18 protein-coding genes, 1 tRNA gene and 1 other annotated feature are annotated in these 18,556 nt (G+C 67.1%); of the genes, 11 read left to right on the plus strand and 8 right to left on the minus strand.

Features of this window, described 5'->3' with window-relative positions; all coding sequences use genetic code 11:
* Position 1: 1 nt before the first annotated feature.
* Positions 2 to 928 carry an EamA family transporter gene (locus BGP79_RS02395; protein WP_076693025.1) on the minus strand — a complete coding sequence of 309 codons (927 nt, stop codon included), beginning with the start codon at positions 926 to 928 and terminating at the stop codon, positions 2 to 4.
* 72 nt (positions 929 to 1,000) lie between these two features.
* On the opposite strand from BGP79_RS02395, the gene BGP79_RS02400 reads away from it, so the two are divergent.
* Both BGP79_RS02400 and der read left to right on the plus strand, forming a co-directional pair.
* On the plus strand, positions 1,001 to 1,894 hold the full coding sequence (locus BGP79_RS02400) for a LysR family transcriptional regulator (RefSeq protein WP_076693026.1): 894 nt from the start codon (positions 1,001 to 1,003) through the stop codon (positions 1,892 to 1,894).
* A gap of 190 nt (positions 1,895 to 2,084) precedes the next feature.
* On the plus strand, positions 2,085 to 3,647 hold the full coding sequence (gene der, locus BGP79_RS02405; protein ID WP_076693027.1) for a ribosome biogenesis GTPase Der: 1,563 nt from the start codon (positions 2,085 to 2,087) through the stop codon (positions 3,645 to 3,647).
* Positions 3,648 to 3,729: 82 nt separating this feature from the next.
* Here der and BGP79_RS02410 read toward each other — a convergent pair whose 3' ends face one another.
* Positions 3,730 to 4,863, minus strand: a complete 1,134-nt coding sequence (locus BGP79_RS02410; RefSeq protein ID WP_076693028.1) for a DUF475 domain-containing protein — start codon at positions 4,861 to 4,863, stop codon at positions 3,730 to 3,732.
* 226 nt (positions 4,864 to 5,089) lie between these two features.
* On the opposite strand from BGP79_RS02410, the gene BGP79_RS02415 reads away from it, so the two are divergent.
* The 4 genes from BGP79_RS02415 to BGP79_RS16300 all read left to right on the plus strand — a co-directional run bounded on the left by BGP79_RS02415 (position 5,090) and on the right by BGP79_RS16300 (position 9,174).
* Positions 5,090 to 5,163 (plus strand) — tRNA-Pro (locus BGP79_RS02415).
* 409 nt (positions 5,164 to 5,572) lie between these two features.
* Positions 5,573 to 6,828, plus strand: a protein-coding gene (locus tag BGP79_RS02425) for an IS3 family transposase (RefSeq protein ID WP_369800147.1) whose coding sequence is annotated in 2 segments (ribosomal slippage) — positions 5,573 to 5,864 and positions 5,864 to 6,828 — 1,257 coding nt in all. Because the reading frame shifts where the segments join, the coding sequence is not laid out codon by codon here.
* Positions 5,857 to 5,985 (plus strand) — a sequence feature (AL1L pseudoknot). It overlaps the preceding gene by 129 nt.
* Positions 6,829 to 7,290: 462 nt before the next feature.
* On the plus strand, positions 7,291 to 8,232 hold the full coding sequence (locus BGP79_RS02430) for a thymidylate synthase (RefSeq protein WP_076693031.1): 942 nt from the start codon (positions 7,291 to 7,293) through the stop codon (positions 8,230 to 8,232).
* A 3-nt stretch (positions 8,233 to 8,235) separates the two neighbouring features.
* The gene (locus BGP79_RS16300; protein WP_076693032.1) at positions 8,236 to 9,174 is read left to right on the plus strand and encodes a hypothetical protein; all 939 of its coding nucleotides are present in this window, start codon (positions 8,236 to 8,238) and stop codon (positions 9,172 to 9,174) included.
* Here the strand turns inward: BGP79_RS16300 and BGP79_RS16085 are convergent.
* The 3 genes from BGP79_RS16085 to BGP79_RS02450 form a co-directional block, all read right to left on the minus strand.
* Positions 9,158 to 10,267 carry an ImmA/IrrE family metallo-endopeptidase gene (locus BGP79_RS16085; RefSeq protein ID WP_083701482.1) on the minus strand — a complete coding sequence of 370 codons (1,110 nt, stop codon included), beginning with the start codon at positions 10,265 to 10,267 and terminating at the stop codon, positions 9,158 to 9,160. The genes BGP79_RS16300 and BGP79_RS16085 overlap by 17 nt on opposite strands.
* 513 nt (positions 10,268 to 10,780) lie before the next feature.
* Positions 10,781 to 11,716 carry an aldo/keto reductase family oxidoreductase gene (locus tag BGP79_RS02445; RefSeq protein ID WP_255363054.1) on the minus strand — a complete coding sequence of 312 codons (936 nt, stop codon included), beginning with the start codon at positions 11,714 to 11,716 and terminating at the stop codon, positions 10,781 to 10,783.
* Between the two features lie 38 nt (positions 11,717 to 11,754).
* Positions 11,755 to 12,615 (minus strand): aldo/keto reductase, encoded by an 861-nt coding sequence (locus BGP79_RS02450; protein WP_076693034.1) that lies wholly within the window; start codon positions 12,613 to 12,615, stop codon positions 11,755 to 11,757.
* Between the two features lie 125 nt (positions 12,616 to 12,740).
* On the opposite strand from BGP79_RS02450, the gene BGP79_RS02455 reads away from it, so the two are divergent.
* The 4 genes from BGP79_RS02455 (at position 12,741) to BGP79_RS02470 (ending at position 16,000) form a co-directional block, all read left to right on the plus strand.
* Positions 12,741 to 13,625 carry a LysR family transcriptional regulator gene (locus BGP79_RS02455; RefSeq protein WP_076693035.1) on the plus strand — a complete coding sequence of 295 codons (885 nt, stop codon included), beginning with the start codon at positions 12,741 to 12,743 and terminating at the stop codon, positions 13,623 to 13,625.
* 137 nt (positions 13,626 to 13,762) lie between these two features.
* The gene (locus BGP79_RS02460) at positions 13,763 to 14,635 is read left to right on the plus strand and encodes an alpha/beta hydrolase (protein WP_076693036.1); all 873 of its coding nucleotides are present in this window, start codon (positions 13,763 to 13,765) and stop codon (positions 14,633 to 14,635) included.
* An 86-nt stretch (positions 14,636 to 14,721) separates the two neighbouring features.
* Positions 14,722 to 15,063: a YciI family protein gene (locus BGP79_RS02465; RefSeq protein ID WP_076693037.1), complete on the plus strand. Its 342-nt coding sequence runs from the start codon at positions 14,722 to 14,724 to the stop codon at positions 15,061 to 15,063.
* A 79-nt stretch (positions 15,064 to 15,142) separates the two neighbouring features.
* Positions 15,143 to 16,000, plus strand: a complete 858-nt coding sequence (locus BGP79_RS02470; protein WP_076693038.1) for a DUF1684 domain-containing protein — start codon at positions 15,143 to 15,145, stop codon at positions 15,998 to 16,000.
* 33 nt (positions 16,001 to 16,033) lie between these two features.
* Here the strand turns inward: BGP79_RS02470 and BGP79_RS02475 are convergent, their stop codons facing one another.
* From BGP79_RS02475 to BGP79_RS02485, 3 genes are read right to left on the minus strand one after another with little or no spacing between them, the layout of a single operon-like run.
* A complete protein-coding gene (locus BGP79_RS02475) occupies positions 16,034 to 17,023 on the minus strand; it encodes a RimK family alpha-L-glutamate ligase (protein ID WP_076693039.1) in 990 nt (329 codons plus the stop codon).
* Positions 17,024 to 17,076: 53 nt separating this feature from the next.
* Complete coding sequence (locus BGP79_RS02480; protein WP_076693040.1) at positions 17,077 to 17,577, minus strand: glutathione peroxidase; 501 nt, start codon at positions 17,575 to 17,577, stop codon at positions 17,077 to 17,079.
* A 16-nt stretch (positions 17,578 to 17,593) separates the two neighbouring features.
* Positions 17,594 to 18,025, minus strand: a complete 432-nt coding sequence (locus BGP79_RS02485) for a VOC family protein (protein WP_076693041.1) — start codon at positions 18,023 to 18,025, stop codon at positions 17,594 to 17,596.
* A 57-nt stretch (positions 18,026 to 18,082) separates the two neighbouring features.
* On the opposite strand from BGP79_RS02485, the gene BGP79_RS02490 reads away from it, so the two are divergent.
* On the plus strand, positions 18,083 to 18,544 hold the full coding sequence (locus tag BGP79_RS02490) for an isoprenylcysteine carboxylmethyltransferase family protein (RefSeq protein WP_076693042.1): 462 nt from the start codon (positions 18,083 to 18,085) through the stop codon (positions 18,542 to 18,544).
* The last annotated feature ends 12 nt before the right edge of the window (positions 18,545 to 18,556 follow it).

The following is an 18,556-nucleotide window of genomic DNA, read 5'->3' on the forward strand; positions in this document are numbered from 1 at the left end:
GTCAGAGCACCGATGACTCCGCGGCCGCGCTCCGGACGCCGGGCCGCGCGGTCGTCGTGAGTCGCCGGCGGACGAGGGCGCCGAGGAGGACCCCGACGACGACGAGCACGGCACCGACGAGCTCGCCCGGGCGGATCGACTCCCCGAAGACGAGCCAGGCCGCGGGCATCCCGAAGACCGGCACCAGAAGGGAGAACGGTGCGACCATGCCCGCGGGGTGCCGGGACATGAGCCAGCTCCAGATGCCGGAGCCGACGACGGTGGCCACGACGACGGTGTACAGCAGACCGAGGTCAGGGAGGAGACCCGCGGGTGTCAGCGCGGTGCTCAGCGACTGGCCGATGCGATCCGAACCCTCGACCAGCAGGCTGACCCCGAACATCGGGATCGGGGGGACCACGGTCATCCAGAGCACCAGGCGGAACGGTTCCGTGGTGTGCGCCTGGCGGTTGCAGATGTTCCCGATCGCCCACCCGAGCGCGCCCGCCAGCGTCAGCAGGAAGGGAAGGAGCGCGGCGTGCTCCGAGCGCTGCCACCCCACCACGCAGAGCCCGGCGATCGCCAGCCCGATGCCGACCACGCGGATCGCGGTCACCTGTTCCTTGAAGACGAGGGCGCTGAGGAGCACGGTGAACGGGGCGGACGCCTGCAGCACGAGCGACGCGATGCCGGCCGGCATGCCGGCGGCCATGCCCCAGTAGAGGAAGCCGAACTGGAGGATGCCGAAGCCGATGCCGTACCCGATGAGCCACCGCCACGGCACGTCCGGGCGTGGGACCAGGAGGACGGTCGGGATCGCCAGCAGGGCGAACCGGACGGCGGCGAGCAGGAACGGGGGATAGGTCTGGAGCGAGAGGTCGATCGCGACGAAGTTGAGCCCCCAGAGCACGGCGACGAGGATGGCGAGGGCGGCATGGCGGGGCGGCATGCTTCGATTCTTGCCGGACAAGTGAGATAAGAACAACTGAAACGTTGGACACCCACTCTGTAGGCTGGCTACATGGACGTCCGGCATCTCCAGCTCCTGCGCGAACTCGCCGATCGCGGCAGCATCACGGCGGTGGCCGCCGCGACCTATCGCACGGTCTCCGCGGTCTCCCAGCAGCTCCGCACCGCGCAACGGGATGCGGGGATGCGCCTGGTCGAACCGGACGGACGCGGGGTGCGGCTGACCGAAGCCGGGCGCGTCCTGGCCGCCGGCGGCGTCGAGGTGGAGACGGTCCTGGCGGCGGTCCAGGCCCGCTGGGACGACTACCGGAACCACCCGGGTGGCGCGGTGTCGGTCGCGGCCTTCCCAAGTGCTGCCACGCTGCTGTTCCCGAGCGTCCTGCAAACCACGGCGCGCGCCGGCATCGAGCTGCGCATCGTCGACGTCGATCTGGCCGAACATGAGTTCGCCGGCCTGACCGTCGACCACGACATCGTCATCGCCCACCATCTCGGTGGCAGTGAACCCCCAGGGGCCTCCGGCCTCGTGGTTCGCGAGCTGGCGGTGGAACCCCTCGACATCGCCATGGCCTCGACGCATCCTCTCGCCGGCCAGGAGGTTCTCACCGCCGACGACGTCGCGGACGCCAGCTGGATCGGGGTGCCCGAGGGATACCCGCTCGATACCGTGCTCACCGCCATCGCCGCGCAGCTGGGCAGACCGCTGCACGTCGCTCAGCGCATCCGGGACAATCGGCTCGTCGAAGCCCTGGTGGCGGGGAGCGATCATCTCGCCGTGTTGCCACGCTTCACGACGTCGAACAGCGGTCTGACGCTCACGCCGATCGTCGAGGTGGCGGCCCGCCGTCACCTCTCCGCCCTGATGCGGCCCGACCGTGCTCAGCGGCGCGCCGTCAGGACCACGCTCGAGGCCATCGCCGACGCCGCCCGGACGGCGTCGTACTGACGGTGTCGGCAGGGCGTCGAACTGACGGCGCGCCGGCCGCCGTGCGCGGTCTCACACCGCATCCCGTCCCGCCGCGACCAGCCCCTGTGGTACAAGCCCGTAGACTGGAAGACTGGTGAACGGCGGCGATGACGCCTGCGCGCCCCGACCGTTCCCTCCACCTGTCTTCCACCGCAAGGATTTCCCCGTCATGAGCGAGAGCGTCTCCAAGAACGCCGGTACCGGCCAGCCGGACGCCGGCGACGAGTACGTTCCCACCCGGGAGGACGACGTCGCCGAGCGGGTCGCCGCGATGACCGACGTCGAGGCCGAGCAGCGGGCCGCCGCCCTGCGCGCCGGTCTGGCCGACTACGAACTCGACGAGGACGACCGGATCCTGCTCGAGTCCGAGCTCGCCGACATCGAGGAGGAGCTCGAGGGCCGGCTCGACCCCGTGCTCGCGATCATCGGCCGCCCGAACGTCGGCAAGTCCTCCCTGGTCAACCGCATCCTCGGCCGCCGTGAGGCCGTCGTCGAGGACGTCCCCGGCGTCACCCGCGACCGCGTCGCCTACGGCACCCAGTGGAACGGCAAGAACCTCACCATCGTGGACACCGGCGGGTGGGAGTACGACGCGCGGGGCATCCACGAGCGGGTCGCGGACCAGGCCGAGGTGGCGGTGGATTCGGCCGACGCCGTCGTCCTGGTCGTCGACGCGATGGTGGGCGCGACCGCCACCGACGAGGCGATCGTCAAGATGCTGCGCCGCAAGGGCAAGCCCGTGCTGCTGGCCGCCAACAAGATCGACGACTTCGCCCAGGAGGCGGAGGCGGCGAGCCTGTGGTCCCTCGGCATGGGGGAGCCGCACCCGGTCTCGGCCATGCATGGCCGCGGCGTCGCCGACATGCTGGACGAGGCCCTGAAGATCCTCCCCGAGTTCTCCGGCGTCGCCGGCATCGCCCGCACCGGCGGTCCCCGCCGCGTGGCGCTGCTGGGCCGTCCGAACGTCGGCAAGTCATCGATGCTGAACAAGCTGGCCGGGTCCGAGCGCGTCGTCGTCGACCCGATGGCCGGCACCACCCGCGATCCGGTGGACGAGTTCATCGAGCTCGGCGGGCGGATCTGGCGCTTCGTGGACACCGCGGGCATCCGCCGCCGCGTGCACATGCAGCGTGGCGCGGACTTCTATGCGTCCCTGCGCACGCAGTCCGCGCTGGAGAAGGCGGAGGTGGCCGTCGTGCTGATCGCCGTCGACGAGGTGGTCTCCGAGCAGGACGTACGCATCCTGCAGCTGGTGATCGAGTCCGGCCGGGCGCTGGTGCTGGCCTTCAACAAGTGGGATCTGCTCGAGGACGAGCGGCGCCGCTACCTGGAGCGGGAGATCGAGCAGGACCTCGCGCACGTGGACTGGGCGCCGCGCGTCAACCTGTCGGCGAAGACCGGCTGGCACAAGGACCGCCTGGTGCCGGCGCTCGACGTCGCCCTCGAGTCCTGGGACAAGCGCATCCCCACCGGCAAGCTCAACGCCTTCCTCGGCGAGCTTGTCGCGGCGCACCCGCACCCGATCCGCGGCGGCAAGCAGCCCCGCATCCTGTTCGGCACGCAGGCCTCGTCCCGGCCGCCGAGGTTCGTGCTCTTCACCACCGGCTTCCTCGACCCCGGATACCGCCGGTTCATCACCCGCCGCCTGCGCGAGACGTTCGGCTTCGAGGGCACGCCCATCGAGGTCACCATGCGGGTCCGGGAGAAGCGGGCGCGCGGCGGGAAGCGCTGACCTGATCGCTTGCGAACGCCGCCGCCGGGAATGATTCCCGACGGCGGCGTTCTGCGTCTGCGTCCGTGCTCATGCGGTGGCTTCAACCGATCCGTGCCCGGATCGCCCGGGGTACCCGCTTCCATGGGAGCGACGTCAGGAATGCCGCCCCGATGATGCCGGTGCCCACCCAGCCGGCCAGCATGCCCGGGATCGGGACGGCCAGGCTGAGGGCGAGCATGAGGGAGAGGGCGCCGAGCAGGTAGGCGGCGCCGGCCTTGAGGTGGCGCAGCCGTTTCAGCCCGTTGGTGGCGTCCACGTGCGCGGTCAGCCGGGAGAGGAAGACGGCGCCGACCAGGACGGCGCCACCGGCCACCGCCACCTGTTCGAGCAGGTAGCTCCGGCCGGACGGGGTCAGCGTGTAGGTGCCGTCGACGATCTCGAACAGCATGAACACGGTGATGGCCCGCTCGAAGACGACGGTGAGGGCGTGCACGTGCAGGCTGACGGGGCCGTGCGGGTTGCGCTGGGCGGAGGCGGAGACCGCATTGCTCAGCCCGTAGACGAAAATGCCGATCAGACCGCCGAGCGCGGCCGAGGTGGTAAGCCCCGCTGGCGCGAGGAGCACCATGCCGCCGGTCAGCAGCAGCGCCGTCAGGTAGGAGGCGACGCGGGAGTGGCGGATGCGGGCGAGGACGGCCTCGGGCCAGGACAGCCAGGGGCGGCGCTTGACGCGGTCCACGTTGAAGAGGTACTCGGCGAACACCAGCCAGATGAAGGCGGCGCCGAACGCGGCCAGTCCGGGTCGGGCGGCGGCGAGGTGGGCGGTGAACAGGTCCGGCTGGGTGACCACCTCCCGGGCGCTCGTGGCCAGGCTCTCGTGTTCGCTGACGGCGACCGCGGTGGGTGGCAGCAGCAGGCGCATGCCGAGCACGACGGCGATCAGCCCGACCGAGAGGAAGAGTTTGCGGGCGGGGGAGCGCAAGCGGGAGGCGATGCCGGCCATGGGGACCGAGGAGTCGGCGACCATGGCGATCTCCATGGTGGCCAGCGCCAGGAACGCGAAGGCGGCGGTGGGGGAGATGGCCAGCCAGGCGGCGGCGAAGCCGATGACGATCAGCAGGAAGGGCAGGTTGAGTCGGCGGGGGCTCGTGGCAGGTCGGTGGGCGCTCGGGCTCGAGTCGGAGCCCGGCGTGGGCGCGTGAGCGGGGGTGACGGTGCTGTGCGGGAAGGGCACGGCGGCGTCCTTTCGTCGGCGTCGGAGGGGCGTCGGCGAGCTGGGGCTCCCACCCATTCGAACAGGCGCGAGGGGCGGGACGGAACCGCTTGTGAGAAGGGTCTCGACACGGTGTTCTACGGCGTCACAGCGCGCCCCGACACGGCCCGACCGGTTCGGCGCGGTGCTGCGGGTGGGGTAGTCTGGAGCGGTTGCTTCGGCGGGTACTGGTGACTCGTTGGAGCTACGGGATGTGGCGCAGCTTGGTAGCGCACTTGACTGGGGGTCAAGGGGTCGCAGGTTCGAATCCTGTCATCCCGACGTTGTGATGTCGGAGGACATCGGCAAGGCCCGGACCCACGTTTGTGGGTGCGGGCCTTTGTCATTTCCGGGTCCGGGCGGTTGCCGGTGGGTTGGTGGCCCCGGGTGGGGTCGACGGTCAGCTCGCGGAGGAGTTCGCCGGTGGCGGCGTTGACGACGCGGACGTGCAGGTCCTGAACGAATAGCAGGACTTGGGTTCGGTCGATGCCGATGTGGAGGAGCTTGCCGGCGACGCGCACGGTGACGGTGCCGGTGGCGCCAGTAACGTCCTCGCGGACTCGGTCGGGGTGTCGGCGTCAGACATGGGGCCGGTGTGGCAGGAAGCGTTTAACCGGATGGTGTGGTTTTATCGCGTAATGAATCGCCCCGGGTCTGGTGGAGGGTCTGATTCCCCGAGAGGATGATGATCATGCCGGCACCGAGGAAGTATCCGCAGGAGTTGCGGGAACGGGCCATGCGGCTCGTGGTTGAGGCTCGTAGGGAGGACCCGGAGCTGTCGCTGAACGCCGCGGTGATCCGGGTCGGGCAGCGTACCGGGGTGAACCCGGACACGCTGCGGGGCTGGTCCAAGCAGGCCGCGATCGACGCGGGCGAACGCCCGGGCACCAGCACGAACGACGCGGCCCGGATCAAGTCGCTGGAGGCCGAGGTGCGTGAGCTCAAACGGGCGAACGAGATCTTGTTGGCGGCCTCCTCGTTCTTCGCGCGGGAGCTCGACCCGCGACTGCCGTGGTAGTCCAGTTCATCGACGAGCACCGGGCCCGGTTCGGGGTCGAGCCGATCTGCCGGGTGCTCACCGAGCACGGCGTGCCGATCGCCCCGTCCGGGTACTACGCCTTCAAGACCCGTCCCACTTCCGCACGAGCGATCGCCGACGCGGAGCTGGTCGTGCAGATCGAACGAGTCTTCTGGGACCGCAGCCTGGGGCGTGGGGTCAGCGGCGCCCGGAAGATCTGGCGGCTACTGGCCCGGGAGGGGATCACCGTGGCCCGCTGCACCGTTGAACGGCTGATGCGCCAGCACGGGCTGCGCGGTGCCCGCCGGGGAAAGCAGTTCATCACCACCCGCCCGGACACATCATCGCCACGGCCTGAGGATCATGTGCAACGCGTGTTCACCGCGGACCGGCCGAACCGGCTGTGGGTGGTGGACTTCACCTACGTGGCGACGTGGTCGGGAATGGCGTTCACCGCGTTCGTCACCGACGTGCACTCCCGCCGGATCGTGGGCTGGCGCACCATGGACCGGATGCCCACCGACCTGCCCCTGGACGCCCTGGAGATGGCGCTCTGGGTGCGGGACCGGGCCGGTCAGGACGTCACCGGGCTGATTCAACACTCCGATGCCGGGTCCCAGTACACTCCGCTGCGCTACGCCGAGCGGCTCGCCGAGGTCGCCTCGATCGGGACCGTCGGCGACTCGTACGACAACGCCCTGGCCGAATCGACGATCGGGCTCTACAAGACCGAGTGCGTGAGAATCGACGGCCCGTTCCGCACCGCCGACCAGCTGGAGTTCGCCACGCTGTCCTGGGTGCACTGGTTCAACGAGAACCGGCTGCACTCCTCGATCGGGTACCGCACGCCCATCGAGGCGGAGAACGACTACTACCGTCAGAACAACCCCCAGCACCACCCGGCGCTGGGGGAACCCGCCCTCCACTGAACCCGGGGCGATTCAGAGTGGTCGTCCGCGGCTGGGACACAACGAGTTGGGCGTCGTCATCATTGACCAGACCTGCAGACGCTACCAGAGTGTAAATTGTCGCTTGTGGGTAGGACAGGCGTTTAGACGTTCTTCCGTACCATTCGTCGGTACACTATTCGGCAAACAGCGTGGCGCGTCTGAGCCCGTGATCAATCGCTGACGGGCTGGCACAGTCGGCTGGCGGCGCGCTGGGTGAGAGGCCCGGCGACACCCTAGCCCTGTGGCAGACTTGATCGTGGGTTTCGAGCGCCTCTGACGTGCCATAGGAGCACTCTGGGCGTGGCTGCATCGAGCGCGAGCGTCACATGCTTAGGGCTACGGACTTGAAGTCCACTCGGAGCTCTGTGGTCTGCAGGTGAAGTCTTCTCGTCGGTTGCATCACGCTCGGACTTTAGCGGGAGAAGTCTAAAAGGGGGAACCATGCCACACGCGCTCAAAGCCGCGAGTCTGGATGACTTGCTTCGGGAGTGCCTCACTCTGTTACAGCGAGAAGGGGACCAGCTGACGTCGACCCGTGGCTCTAGCACTGAGATTCGCGGCGCCTCCCTGGAGCTCACGAATCCTCGTGCACGGCTCAGCCTCAGTTCCAATCGTGGCCGGCTGTTCAGTGCACTCGGTGAACTGACGTGGTATCTAGCTGGAACAAGCGATCCGAAGCACATACTTTATTACATCGCGGATTATGGAAGCAAAGTCGGAAACTATAGCGGTGGTTACGGCCCGCGACTTTTCGGCGCTGGCGATCAAGTTCCACGGGTCATCCGGCAGCTCAAACGCAAGCCGACAACTCGTCAGGCAGTTGTGCAATTGTTCGATCGAAACGACTTAGATGGCGATCCTAGAGACGTTCCCTGCACATGCTCGCTACAATTCTTTGTTCGAAACGAACGCGTGGATTTGATAGTCCATATGAGATCAAATGACGTGATATATGGAATGCCTCACGATATATTTGTTTTCACCTTCTTGCAGGAAATCGTTGCACGCGCCGTGAACTGTGAAATCGGTACATACACGCATCTGGTCGGTAGCTTGCACATTTACGACTCGAACCAACAGCAAGCGTCAGCATTCCTTGAAGAGGGGGTGATGGACAATAAAGCGATGCCTCCCATGCCATTCGGCGATCCGATGATCTCGGTTGCGCGTCTAGTCAAGATTGAGCAAGCACTCCGATTGGCCGAGCCAATTGAGTATCACAGTGAACTGGCGTCGTACTGGATGCAACTCGCCGACGTACTGACTGGTTGGAGAGCTTTTAAGGAAAATGACCGCGCAAGTCTCGAACGTATTCGAACTCGCCTAGCCGGTTCAATCTATGAGATCTACTTGTCCGACAAGCAGTTTCGATTGGAAAGTTGACAGATGAGGAAGAACTACATTGCTGATGCGCAGCGAATTGGGTCGAGTATCGCAGCTTACGAATCGAAGAACAAAACTTTGCCTGGGATCTCGTCCTCCGGCGCTCGAGAGACTCTCATAGAGCAGATAATCGACAGCGAGCAGCGGGTGAAATACACTGATCGACTTGACAATATGCAGCTTGATCCTAGTGCAGTTGATCCGACCTCCGACGGATTTCACCCGCTGAAAGCATCGATCCTTCATCGGCGTTCCGGAAATTACGACGAAGCTGTTTGGTTGGTATACCTGTATGTTCATTTCGGTCGACACCGGCGCGCTGGATGGCGGTATGTCCGAGATACATATGGAGCTCTAGGATCTGATCGTTCCGATTGGTGGACGTGGGACCGTATATCTGAAGAGCCGTTTGCATTTAGACTTTGGCTCGACAAAAATAAAAATGAGTTTGGACGCGCCCCGGGGCAGCACGGATTTGGCAATCATCGAAAATACGAGAGCCTGGACGCCATGGGCGACCGAGGGACCGGAGCGGCTGTAACCAGTTACGTTGAGTGGGTCCTTTCGGCGGCAGACGGTCACAATGAGAGGTTTGCCGTCTTAAAAGAGCAGAGCCCCGAGGAGACCTTCCAAGCAATATACCGCTCGCTTCGCTCAGTAGTGCGCTTCGGCCGTATTGCGAAATTCGATTACACTACAATGATTGGAAGACTCAAATTGGTGGATGTCAAGCCGCCACACACATACTTGACGGGAGCGACCGGTCCGCGGTCAGGAGCTGCCTTGCTACTTCGCGGGAACCCTGACGCTGGAACTCCGACCGAACTCCAAGCGGAACTCAGCAGAATATGCACAGCCATTAACGTAGCTCCTGATGTTATGGAAGACGCAATTTGTAACTGGCAGAAAGACCCCGAAAACTACATCAGGTTTTCAGCGTAGAATCGTCCCAATGGTATCTCCTAATTAGCCGTCGCAATTGATTATATTGCAATATTCCTTCATGGTGAAGTTGACCAACGACCACGCCTGGGGCGACGCCCTCTGCTGCGGCAAAAGCTAAAACTCGCCGCATCGTCGGTCTTGTTTCGCGGAATCTTGTCAGGCCGGTCGGAATCAGTGCATTACGGGCAAACGTGTTCGCCTCATCTTCGACATTCGACTCGCCCTCTCCTGGATCCAAGATGTCCAAGAACGAGTCCTCGTTGCTGTGCAACAGCAGGTGTGCTATCTCGTGGAATAAAGTAAACCACAAATGATCTTCCGCAAGGTGTCTACCAGTCAGACCTATGACCCTCTGTCCGCTCTCTAAAACGAAAGCTGCACCACTGAGTCTGTTTCCTGCTGGGGCCGGAAATAGCTGGAGGGCCACGCCGGAAGATGCGATTAAGGACTGGGCGACAGACAGAGACTTCGAAATATCACTAAGTTTGCTCAAGTGGCGCAATTCCGGCAGTAGGCTGCGGAGACGGCTAGGGTCCCACCGGCTGACGGATATTTGCGAGGCTCCGCGTTCGACTTGCCTCAACCAAGCGGCGACTGACAAGTCTTCCGACTTGAATGCCTTCGATGAGCGAAAGTGTGTCTCTGATAGGCGTGGCGCCCACTTAGCAGTCCATTCGGCCGCGTCCCTGACGTCGTAAAAACTCAATAGTGCACGCGCTTGGCTTTTCCACCCGCTGGTTGCTTCGAGCCAACCTTTACCGACCATATCGGCAATTGGCGATCGTTGGACAAGTGAATCTGCATCAAGCCAAGCAAGTGATTCACGGTACGAGGAATCGCGAACAAGCCAAAAGTTTGGCGTGGACCCCACGAACCTTGCCAATGCGACTGCAAGATCGCCCGTGATTTCAGTTTGTCCGTCGATCAGTTGCTGAGCTTCCACTAGGCGTATGCCGAGTCCATCCGCTAGTTGCTCTGAGCGCTGCCCGCGCGAGTCTAGGATCCGACGAATGGTGTCTCCTGGGGCCGATGCCCAGCGTGGATCGTCGTCAATTCTGTTTGGAGTAGTCATCAATTTACTTGCCTCCATCCCATGACCTTAATTCGGTCCACTCTGGTCCACGCGATGGATCCATCGATTGCCGTGCGCAGAGGGACATGATCGACACGGCAATCGAGTATGGCCGTGCTGCCGGCCGCCAGACCGAACGAAGCGGGATTGATCTTGTTCATATCTGGTACTCCTAGTGGAACCTCAAGAAGTGAAGCGGCGGTCCTCAAGTCAGCTATCAGCGATTGAATGTCCTCGAGCGTTCGTACGGAGGGCCACTCGAACGGATCTGGCTCTAAGATTGACTGACGCAACGCTTGGTTCTCGAAGCTGATCTGCATCTGTTTTCTGATACCTTTTGGGGTTCGCGCTCTCGCCGCCCGACCGGAACGGTGCGCCCGAGACTTTCATCCCGACGACCCCATGGTAGTGCAAGCCTTTTCCAGGTCGGTTCAGTCTATCGTCGTGGGATCCACGTGTCGTAGCCTGTCACATACCAAGAGCCCGGACCCACGCAACGTGGATCCGGGCTCTCGCCGTTGAAGCAGGGAGCTACGGAACCCGGTAGCCCGCCGCGCGGAACAGGTCGTACCACTCCGCCTTGGTCAGCGGCACGGCCGACCCCTGTGCGGCGCCCGACACCCGCTCCGGCGTCGTCGTGCCCAGGACCACCTGCATCTGCGCCGGGTGGCGCGTGATCCACGCCGTCGCGATGCCCGTCGTCGGCACGTCGTACTTCGCCGCCAGCTTGTCGATCACCGTGTTCAGCTCGGCGTACTCGCTGTTGCCGAGGAACGGTCCGTTGAAGAAGCCAGCCTGGAACGGCGACCATGCCTGCACGGTGATCTTGTGGATCCGGCAGTAGTCGAGGATGCCGCCCGCGTCCAGGGTCAGCGACTGGTCCTCACCCACCATGTTCGCCGCCACGCCCTGGGCGATGATCGGCGCGTGCGTGATAGACAGCTGCAGCTGGTTGGCCACCAGCTCCTGCTTCACCGCCGTCTTGAGCAGGTCGATCTGCCGCGGCGTGTGGTTGGAGACGCCGAACGAGCGCACCTTGCCCGCGGCCTCCAGCTCGTCGAATGCCTGCGCCACTTCCTCCGGCTCCACGAGCGCGTCCGGCCGGTGCAGCAGCAGGATGTCGATGTAGTCGGTGTTCAGAGCCTTCAGCGAGCCCTCGACGCCCTCGATGATGTGGTCGTGGGAGAAGTCGAAGTACGGCCCCTCCGGCACGATGCCGACCTTGGTCTGCAGGGTGATGTCCGCGCGCTGCGACGGCGTCAGCTGCATCGCCTTGGCGAACCGCTCCTCGCAGTCGTGCACGTGGGCGCCATAGACGTCGGCGTGGTCGAAGAAGTCGATGCCGGCGTCACGCGCGGTCTTCACCAGCGTGCGGATCTCGTCGTCGCTCTTCTCCGAGATGCGCATCAGGCCGAGCACCACGTTCGGGGCGGTCTGGCCGCCGGGGCCCAGGGGAACACTCTTCACGGTTGACTCCTGTCAGGAAGCAGTAGGGGAGGGAGGGGTCACGCGGCGTTGAGCGCGTCCAGCTCCTCGGCCGTGAGCGTGAGGTCGGCCGCCTTGACGGAGTCGGTGATGCTCTCGGGCCGCGACGCACCCGGGATCGGGACAACGATCGGCGCGAGCGCGAGCTCCCATGCCAGGGCGACCTGCTGCGGGCTGACGCCGTGTGCCTCGGCCACCTGGCCGAAGGCGTCGTGCTTGCTGCCGAGGTCCCCGGCCTTGCCGATCCCGCCGAGCGGCGACCACGGCAGGAACGCGACACCGATCGAGGCGCAGTGCTGCAGCTCCTCGAGGCTGGTGCGGAACGCGGGGGAGAACTGGTTCTGCACGGAGACCAGCCGGCCGCCGAGCACCTTGTTCGCCTCGTCGATCTGGGCGACCGTGGCGTTGGAGATGCCGGCCATCTGGATGACGCCCTCGTCGAGCAGCTCGACGAGCGCACCGATCGAGTCGGCGTAGGCGACGTCCGGGTCCGGGCGGTGGAACTGATACAGCCCGATGGCGTCGACGCCGAGCCGCTTGGCCGAGGCCTTCGCCGCCTCCTTGAGGTACTCGGGCCGGCCGTTCTGGGTCCACGAGCCGTCACCGGGGCGCAGGTGGCCGCCCTTGGTGGCAACCAGCACGTCGTCGGTGCTGCCGCTGTAGCTGCGCAGCGCGTCGGCGATCAGCTGCTCGTTGTGGCCGACCTCGTTGCCGTCACGGTGGTAGGCGTCCGCGGTGTCGATGAGGGTGACGCCGGCGTCGAGCGCGGCGTGGATGGTCGTGACGGAGCGCTCCTGCTCGGGGCGGCCCTCGATGGACATGGGCATGCCGCCCAGGCCGATGGCCGAGACGGTGTGGGTTCCGATCTGACGCTGCTGCACAGGAAAACCTCCAGGTTGAGAGAGCTGGTGCATTTGCCTCCTACGCTACGAACCGCGAGGCTAGAAGTCCAACAACTCATCATCATGCTGTGCATCAGTTCGAGTCATGAATCAGGGAGCGGTCCATGGAACTGCGACAGATGGAGTACCTCGTCACCCTCGCCGACGAGCAGCAGTTCACGCGCGCCGCCGCGATCTGCGGCGTCTCCCAGTCCGGCCTCTCGGCGTCGATCCGCAGCCTCGAGGAGGAACTCGGCGTCAGCCTTTTCCACCGCACCACCCGTCGTGTCGAGCCGACCGACGCCGGCCACGCCCTGCTGGCGCACGCCCGCACGATCCTCGCCCAGACGGCCGCCGCGCGCGACGCCGTCGAACGCACCTCGGACCAGCCCACCGGCACCCTGCGCATCGGCACCGAGCAGTGCCTCGGCGTCGTGGACATCAACGCGATGCTCGAACGCATCCACCACCGCCACCCGCTGGTCGAGCTGCACTATGTGCAGGCCGGCTCCCACGAGCTGACGGCACGGGTGCGGGACGACTCCCTCGACATCGCCTTCGTCGCCACGGGGGAGCACCTCGGCACCCTCGACCGCACCGAGCTCGGCCAGCAGCCCCTCGTGCTGCTCGTCCATCCGGGCCACGACCTCGCCGGCGGCGACGCGGTCACGTGGTCCGAGCTGACCGACCAGGACTACATCGACTTCCACGACTCCTGGGCGATCCGCTCCCTGAACGACGACGCCTGTGGCGCCCACGGCGTCCGGCGCCGCATCCGCTGCACGGTCAACGACGTGCACACGCTGCTGGACCTCGTGCACCGCCGGCTCGGCGTCGCGATCGTGCCGCAGCACGTGGCCGGCAAGCCGCAGGCCGCCGGGCTGATCTCGCGGGCGATGCCGGCGGACGCACCCCGCTGGACGGTCACGGCGATCACCCGCAGCGACAGTGACGCCTCGACGCGGCGGCTGCTGGACCTGCTGCGCAGCGAGTCGCTCGCGGCCGCCTGAAACGTCGGGGTCTGAGTCGCTGCCCGAGCCCGACGCTCTCGCCAGAGGCGTCGTGCCACACTGCACTCACGCTCCACGACCCGCATACCACCACACCGCTGCACCCGCCGCGCCCGCGGCGCCAACGAAGGGACTCCATGACGCCCACCCAGTCCTCCCTCGTCTCGCCGAGCGACGGCACGATCCTCGCCACCTACCGGTGGCCGGCACCCGTCCAGACGCGCGGCGTCGTGCAGATCGCCCACGGGATGGCCGAGCACGGCCCGCGCTACGACCGCCTCGCCCGGGCGCTGACCGACGCCGGGTACCAGGTCGCCGCCAGCGATCACCGCGGTCACGGCAACTCGGCTGCCCCCGAGAACCGGGGTGACTTCGGGGAGGCGGGCTTCCGCGGCCTCGCGGCCGACATCGCCGCCTTCGGCGAGCAGCTGCGCGCCGAGAACCCGGACCTGCCGCTGTTCCTCGTCGCCCACTCGATGGGGTCGATGGCGGCCCAGGACGTGCTCCTGGACCACCCGGACCTGTACGACGGCGTCGTCCTCTCCGGCACCACGGCCGTCGACGTGCTCGGGCAGTCCATCGCGTCCGCGCCGCCCGGCGCTCCGGCGGGGCTGGAGGCGTTCAACGCCGGCTTCGAGCCGCGCACCGGTTTCGAGTGGCTCTCCCGCGACGAGGCCGAGGTGGACGCCTACGTCGCCGACCCGCTGTGCGGCTTCGCCATGAGCGAGGACGCCATGCCGCAGATCCTCGCCCGCGGCGCCCGGCTCGCCGACCCGCAGGAACTCGCGAAGCTCCGGGCGGACCTGCCCGTGCTGTTCGCCTCGGGGCAGAAGGACCCGCTCTCCGGCGACGGCGCACTGATCGAGCTGGCCGCGCAGCGGTACCGCGACGCGGGCGTGCAGGACGTCAGCGTCACCGTCTACCCGGGCGCGCGGCACGAGATCTTCAACGAGACCAACCGCGACGAGATCACCGCCGACGTCATCGGGTGGCTCGACCGCCACGTCTAAGTCGCGACATCGGCCGCCCTGTACGCGTAGACCGGCGTCCACGAGGATGGCTCCTGTCCAACAGGCGCGCAGAAGGAGCCGACGCGATGACCAAGTATTTGATCTCGTTCCCCAGCGGAGCCATGACCTTTCCCGAGGAGGAGCTGCCGGCGGTGGCGGACGCGTCGCACGCGGTGGTGCGCGAGGCCAGGGCCGCCGGCGTGTGGGTGTTCGGCGGGGGCATCGACGAGAGCGTCCCGCCCGTGAAGGTCGACGGGGACGGCACGGTCACCGAGGGCACCTACCCGGAGACGGCTCGGATCGAGGGCGGCTACACGGTGCTCGACGTGCCGACCCGCGAGGAGGCGCTCGCGTGGGCGGCGAAGATCGCCACCGCCTGCCGGTGCGCGCAGGAGGTCCGCGCGTTCATAATCGACCCGGAGAGCTGACCGTCCAGAACACCGCGCAGATGACGCCGCGTGGCTGGGACGGTGGACGGGCCCCCGCGACCGTCCGTAGCGTCGCAGCATGACGACCTCATCTGCGGCACGCGCTACTGCGACGGCTGACGCGACCACCCAGGACGGCTTCGCGGCCGACTGGCAGCGCTGGCACGAGGGACACGAGGCACGACGCGCCGACGGGCACGGCTTCCTCGCCATCACCGGCCTCTACTGGCTGGACAAGACGCCCACGGAGGTCCCCGGCATTCCCGGCCGCTGGTCGACGGGGGAGAACGGGCCCGTCGTCGACCTCGCCGAGGGCGAGAGCCTGCGCCGTGTCGGCCTCGATGAAGCGGACGGCGACGACGCCGAGGACCTGACCGGCACGGTGGCCCTCGGCGTCATCCCCGAGCGCGGCGGTGTCACCCTGCACGCCGGGGACGTCGCCATCGAGGTGGCCCGGCGCGGCGGCAACGACATCGTCCGCCCCCGCGACCCGGCCCACGCGACGCGGGTCGAGTACCGCGGCACCCCGACCTTCGCGCCGGATCCCCGGTGGGCCGTCACCGGGACCTACCGGGCCTTCGCCAGCCCGCGCCCGACCACGGTCGGCGCCGTGGTCGAGGGCCTGGAGCACGTGTACGACGCGCCCGGCGAGGTGGTGTTCGACGTCGACGGCGGGCAGCACACGCTCACGGTGTTCGACGGGCACGAGCCCGGCAGCCTGTTCGCCCTCTTCACGGACGCCACCAGCGGCGTCACGACCTACGCCGCCAACCGCAGCCTCGCGATCGCCGCGCCGGACGCCGACGGCGCCGTGGTGCTCGACTTCAACCGCGCCACGAACCTGCCCTGCGCCTACACGACGTTCGCGACCTGCCCGCTGCCGCCCGCGGAGAACCGGCTGCCGGTGGCCGTCGAGGCGGGGGAGAAGAAGCCCTGATCGCCACGGCCGGGCGCTGAGCGCCGGCGACCGTCAGGCGCGCGAGAACGCGCCGGCGGTCGCGGCGGTGTCGCCCGTGTTGCCCGCGTCGCCCGCTTCCTCCGCGGCCAGCCCGCCCAGGAAGCGGGCGATGCTGCGCGGCCCGGACACGGGCGAGACCGCCTCGACGTCCGGGTTGTAGTTGGTGTTCGTGTTGACGTCGTAGGTGACGGTGCGGCCGTCGACGGTCTCGATGAACTCGATGCCGGCGATCTCGATCCCGGCCTCGGCCAGCAGCGCCTCGTAGCGCCGGACCAGCGGGTGCTCGGCGTCGATCTCGGGACGCAGGGCGAATGGTTCGATCTCAGCACCCGGCACCGCGCAGGCGTCCGCCGGGCACAGCTCGAAGCTGCCCGCCGAGGTGTCCACCCGGACGGCGTAGACGAACCGGCCGCCGACGAACTCGGCGCGCGTGATGAACGGCTCCCGGGCGGTCAGATACTCCTGCACCAGGGTGATCCCGTCGACCGGCTCCTCGAAGTCCTCGCCCGCGACGTAGGCGTCGAAGTCGGCATGAGAGTCGAACCGGCGCACGCCCAGGCCCTTGCCGCCCTGGTTGTGCTTGGTGATGAACGGCGGCTCGAACGCGCGGGCCGCCTCGACCAGACCGCCCCGGCCGAACACCGCCGTCGTGCGCGGGACGTCGAAACCGTGGCTGCGGAGCAGCCCGTGCTGCGCCACCTTGCTGACCTCGAGTTCAAGGACGTCGCTGCCGTTGACGACACGCCGACCCCAGGACTCCAGCCAGCGCAACAGCGCTCGCGTGTGCTCCTTGGCGTGGACGTGACCGCGCGTGTGGGCCGAGGCACTCATCCGGGACCAGTAGATGCCCGGCGCCGGCTCGGCGTCGAGGTCGATGGCGCTGAAGGACCCACCGCCGAGGTCGATCTCCTCCAGCGGCACGCCCTCGGCCTCGAAGGCGGCGCGGAACGGCGGCATCCACGCGTCGTTCTCGTGGATCACGTTCACGATCGGTGTCGTCATGTCTCGAGCCTAGGCCGGTCGGCCCGGCGCGCCACCGGGGACGACGCCGGGCGTCACTCCGACGGCGTGTGCCCGGCGGTCCACTCCTCGATGGTGGCCACGATCTCCGGGGCGTCGGGCAGGGTGCTGGACCGGAACCGCTTGATCCGCCCGTCCGGGTGAATGAGGAACTTCTCGAAGTTCCAGCTCACGCGGCCGGCCTTGCCGTTCTCGTCGGGCGCCCGGGTGATCTCCTTGTAGAGGGGATGGGCGTGCTCGCCGTTGACCCTGACCTTCTCCGTCATCGGGAACGTGACGCCCCAGGTGGTGGAGCAGTACTCGGCGATCGAGTCCGCACTGCCCATCTCCTGGAGGAACTGGTTGCTCGGGAAGCCGAGCACGGTGAACCCGGCGTCGCCGTAGCGCTGCTGCAGTTCCTCCAGCTGCTCGTACTGCGGGGTGAACCCGCAGTACGAGGCGACGTTCACGACGAGCGTGACCTTCCCGCCGGTGAGGTCGCCGTACGTACTGGGCCGGCCCCGCAGCGTCGTGATGTCGATCGAGGTCAGATCCATGGGGTCTCGGCGCCGATCAGGAGAGTGGCGCGGTGAGTTCGACGTTGACGTCGTCGGGGTCCTGGAACGAGAGGATCGCGATGCCGGCGTCGGCCAGTTCGATCACCTCGCCGTGCTGGACCCCGGCGCCGTCGAGGGCGCGGACGGCGGCGTCGAGGTCCTCCCGGTTCTTCACGGCGAAGCTGACGTGGTCCAGTCCCGTGCGGTTCGGGTCGAAGTCGTCGCGGCCGACCGGTCGCAGGCCGAACAAAGTGCCCTCCGGCGTCTGGTAGACCGTGCCGCCGAAGTAGTCCTCGGCCGAGTCGATCACGCCGGGCTTGTTGACGTCGTCGGACTTGTCGACGGCGATCGGCCAGCCGAACACGAGGTCGTAGAACTTCTTGGAGCGCGCGATGTCCGTGACGGTGAGGCGGACGTGGGCGAAACCGCTGCTGTCGATGAGGGCCATGAGCCCCACCCTAGCCCGGGACACGCCAGACCGGTCCGGCCGGTCCTAGCATGAACCATGGTCGATGCGCCGGCGTATCGGATCTGGCCCCCGGTGGCGCTCGGGGTGCCGCTGGCGGCGGGACTGGTCCTCTCCGCCACGGTCGGCGACCCCGTCACGCTGCCCGCCGCTCTGTCCCGTGCGGTGGCCGGCGTCCTGATCGTCGTCTTCGCGCTGTGGAACGGGTGGGCGCTGTGGCTGATGGCTCGCTTCGAGACCGCACTGCTGCCCGGCGGTGCGACCCGCACGATCCTCGGCCGGGGCCCGTTCCGGGTCAGTCGGAACCCCCTCTACCTCGGCCTGATCGCCCTCGTCGCGGCGCTGGCGCTGCTCGGGCCCTCGTTCTGGGGCCTGGTGGCCACGCCGGTGGGGATCGCCGCGCTGTGGTGGGGCGCGATCGCCCCCGAGGAGCGCTATCTCAGCGCGAAGTTCGGCGCCGAGTACGACGCCTACCGGGCCCGAGTGCGGCGCTGGCTGTAGGGCTCCACCGGT

The sequence above is a fragment of the Tersicoccus sp. Bi-70 genome (assembly GCF_001968825.1).
In the GTDB taxonomy this organism is placed as follows: Bacteria; Actinomycetota; Actinomycetes; order Actinomycetales; family Micrococcaceae; genus Tersicoccus.

Excerpts from the sequence above, each read along its gene's own strand:
- BGP79_RS02395 (WP_076693025.1), bottom strand. The coding sequence starts at position 928 with ATGCCGCCCCGCCATGCCGCCCTCGCCATCCTCGTCGCCGTGCTCTGG.
- BGP79_RS02400 (WP_076693026.1), top strand. The coding sequence starts at position 1,001 with ATGGACGTCCGGCATCTCCAGCTCCTGCGCGAACTCGCCGATCGCGGC.
- der (WP_076693027.1), top strand. The coding sequence starts at position 2,085 with ATGAGCGAGAGCGTCTCCAAGAACGCCGGTACCGGCCAGCCGGACGCC.
- BGP79_RS02430 (WP_076693031.1), top strand. The coding sequence starts at position 7,291 with ATGCCACACGCGCTCAAAGCCGCGAGTCTGGATGACTTGCTTCGGGAG.
- BGP79_RS16300 (WP_076693032.1), top strand. The coding sequence starts at position 8,236 with ATGAGGAAGAACTACATTGCTGATGCGCAGCGAATTGGGTCGAGTATC.
- BGP79_RS16085 (WP_083701482.1), bottom strand. The coding sequence starts at position 10,267 with ATGGAGGCAAGTAAATTGATGACTACTCCAAACAGAATTGACGACGAT.
- BGP79_RS02455 (WP_076693035.1), top strand. The coding sequence starts at position 12,741 with ATGGAACTGCGACAGATGGAGTACCTCGTCACCCTCGCCGACGAGCAG.
- BGP79_RS02460 (WP_076693036.1), top strand. The coding sequence starts at position 13,763 with ATGACGCCCACCCAGTCCTCCCTCGTCTCGCCGAGCGACGGCACGATC.
- BGP79_RS02465 (WP_076693037.1), top strand. The coding sequence starts at position 14,722 with ATGACCAAGTATTTGATCTCGTTCCCCAGCGGAGCCATGACCTTTCCC.
- BGP79_RS02470 (WP_076693038.1), top strand. The coding sequence starts at position 15,143 with ATGACGACCTCATCTGCGGCACGCGCTACTGCGACGGCTGACGCGACC.
- BGP79_RS02475 (WP_076693039.1), bottom strand. The coding sequence starts at position 17,023 with ATGACGACACCGATCGTGAACGTGATCCACGAGAACGACGCGTGGATG.
- BGP79_RS02480 (WP_076693040.1), bottom strand. The coding sequence starts at position 17,577 with ATGGATCTGACCTCGATCGACATCACGACGCTGCGGGGCCGGCCCAGT.
- BGP79_RS02485 (WP_076693041.1), bottom strand. The coding sequence starts at position 18,025 with ATGGCCCTCATCGACAGCAGCGGTTTCGCCCACGTCCGCCTCACCGTC.
- BGP79_RS02490 (WP_076693042.1), top strand. The coding sequence starts at position 18,083 with ATGGTCGATGCGCCGGCGTATCGGATCTGGCCCCCGGTGGCGCTCGGG.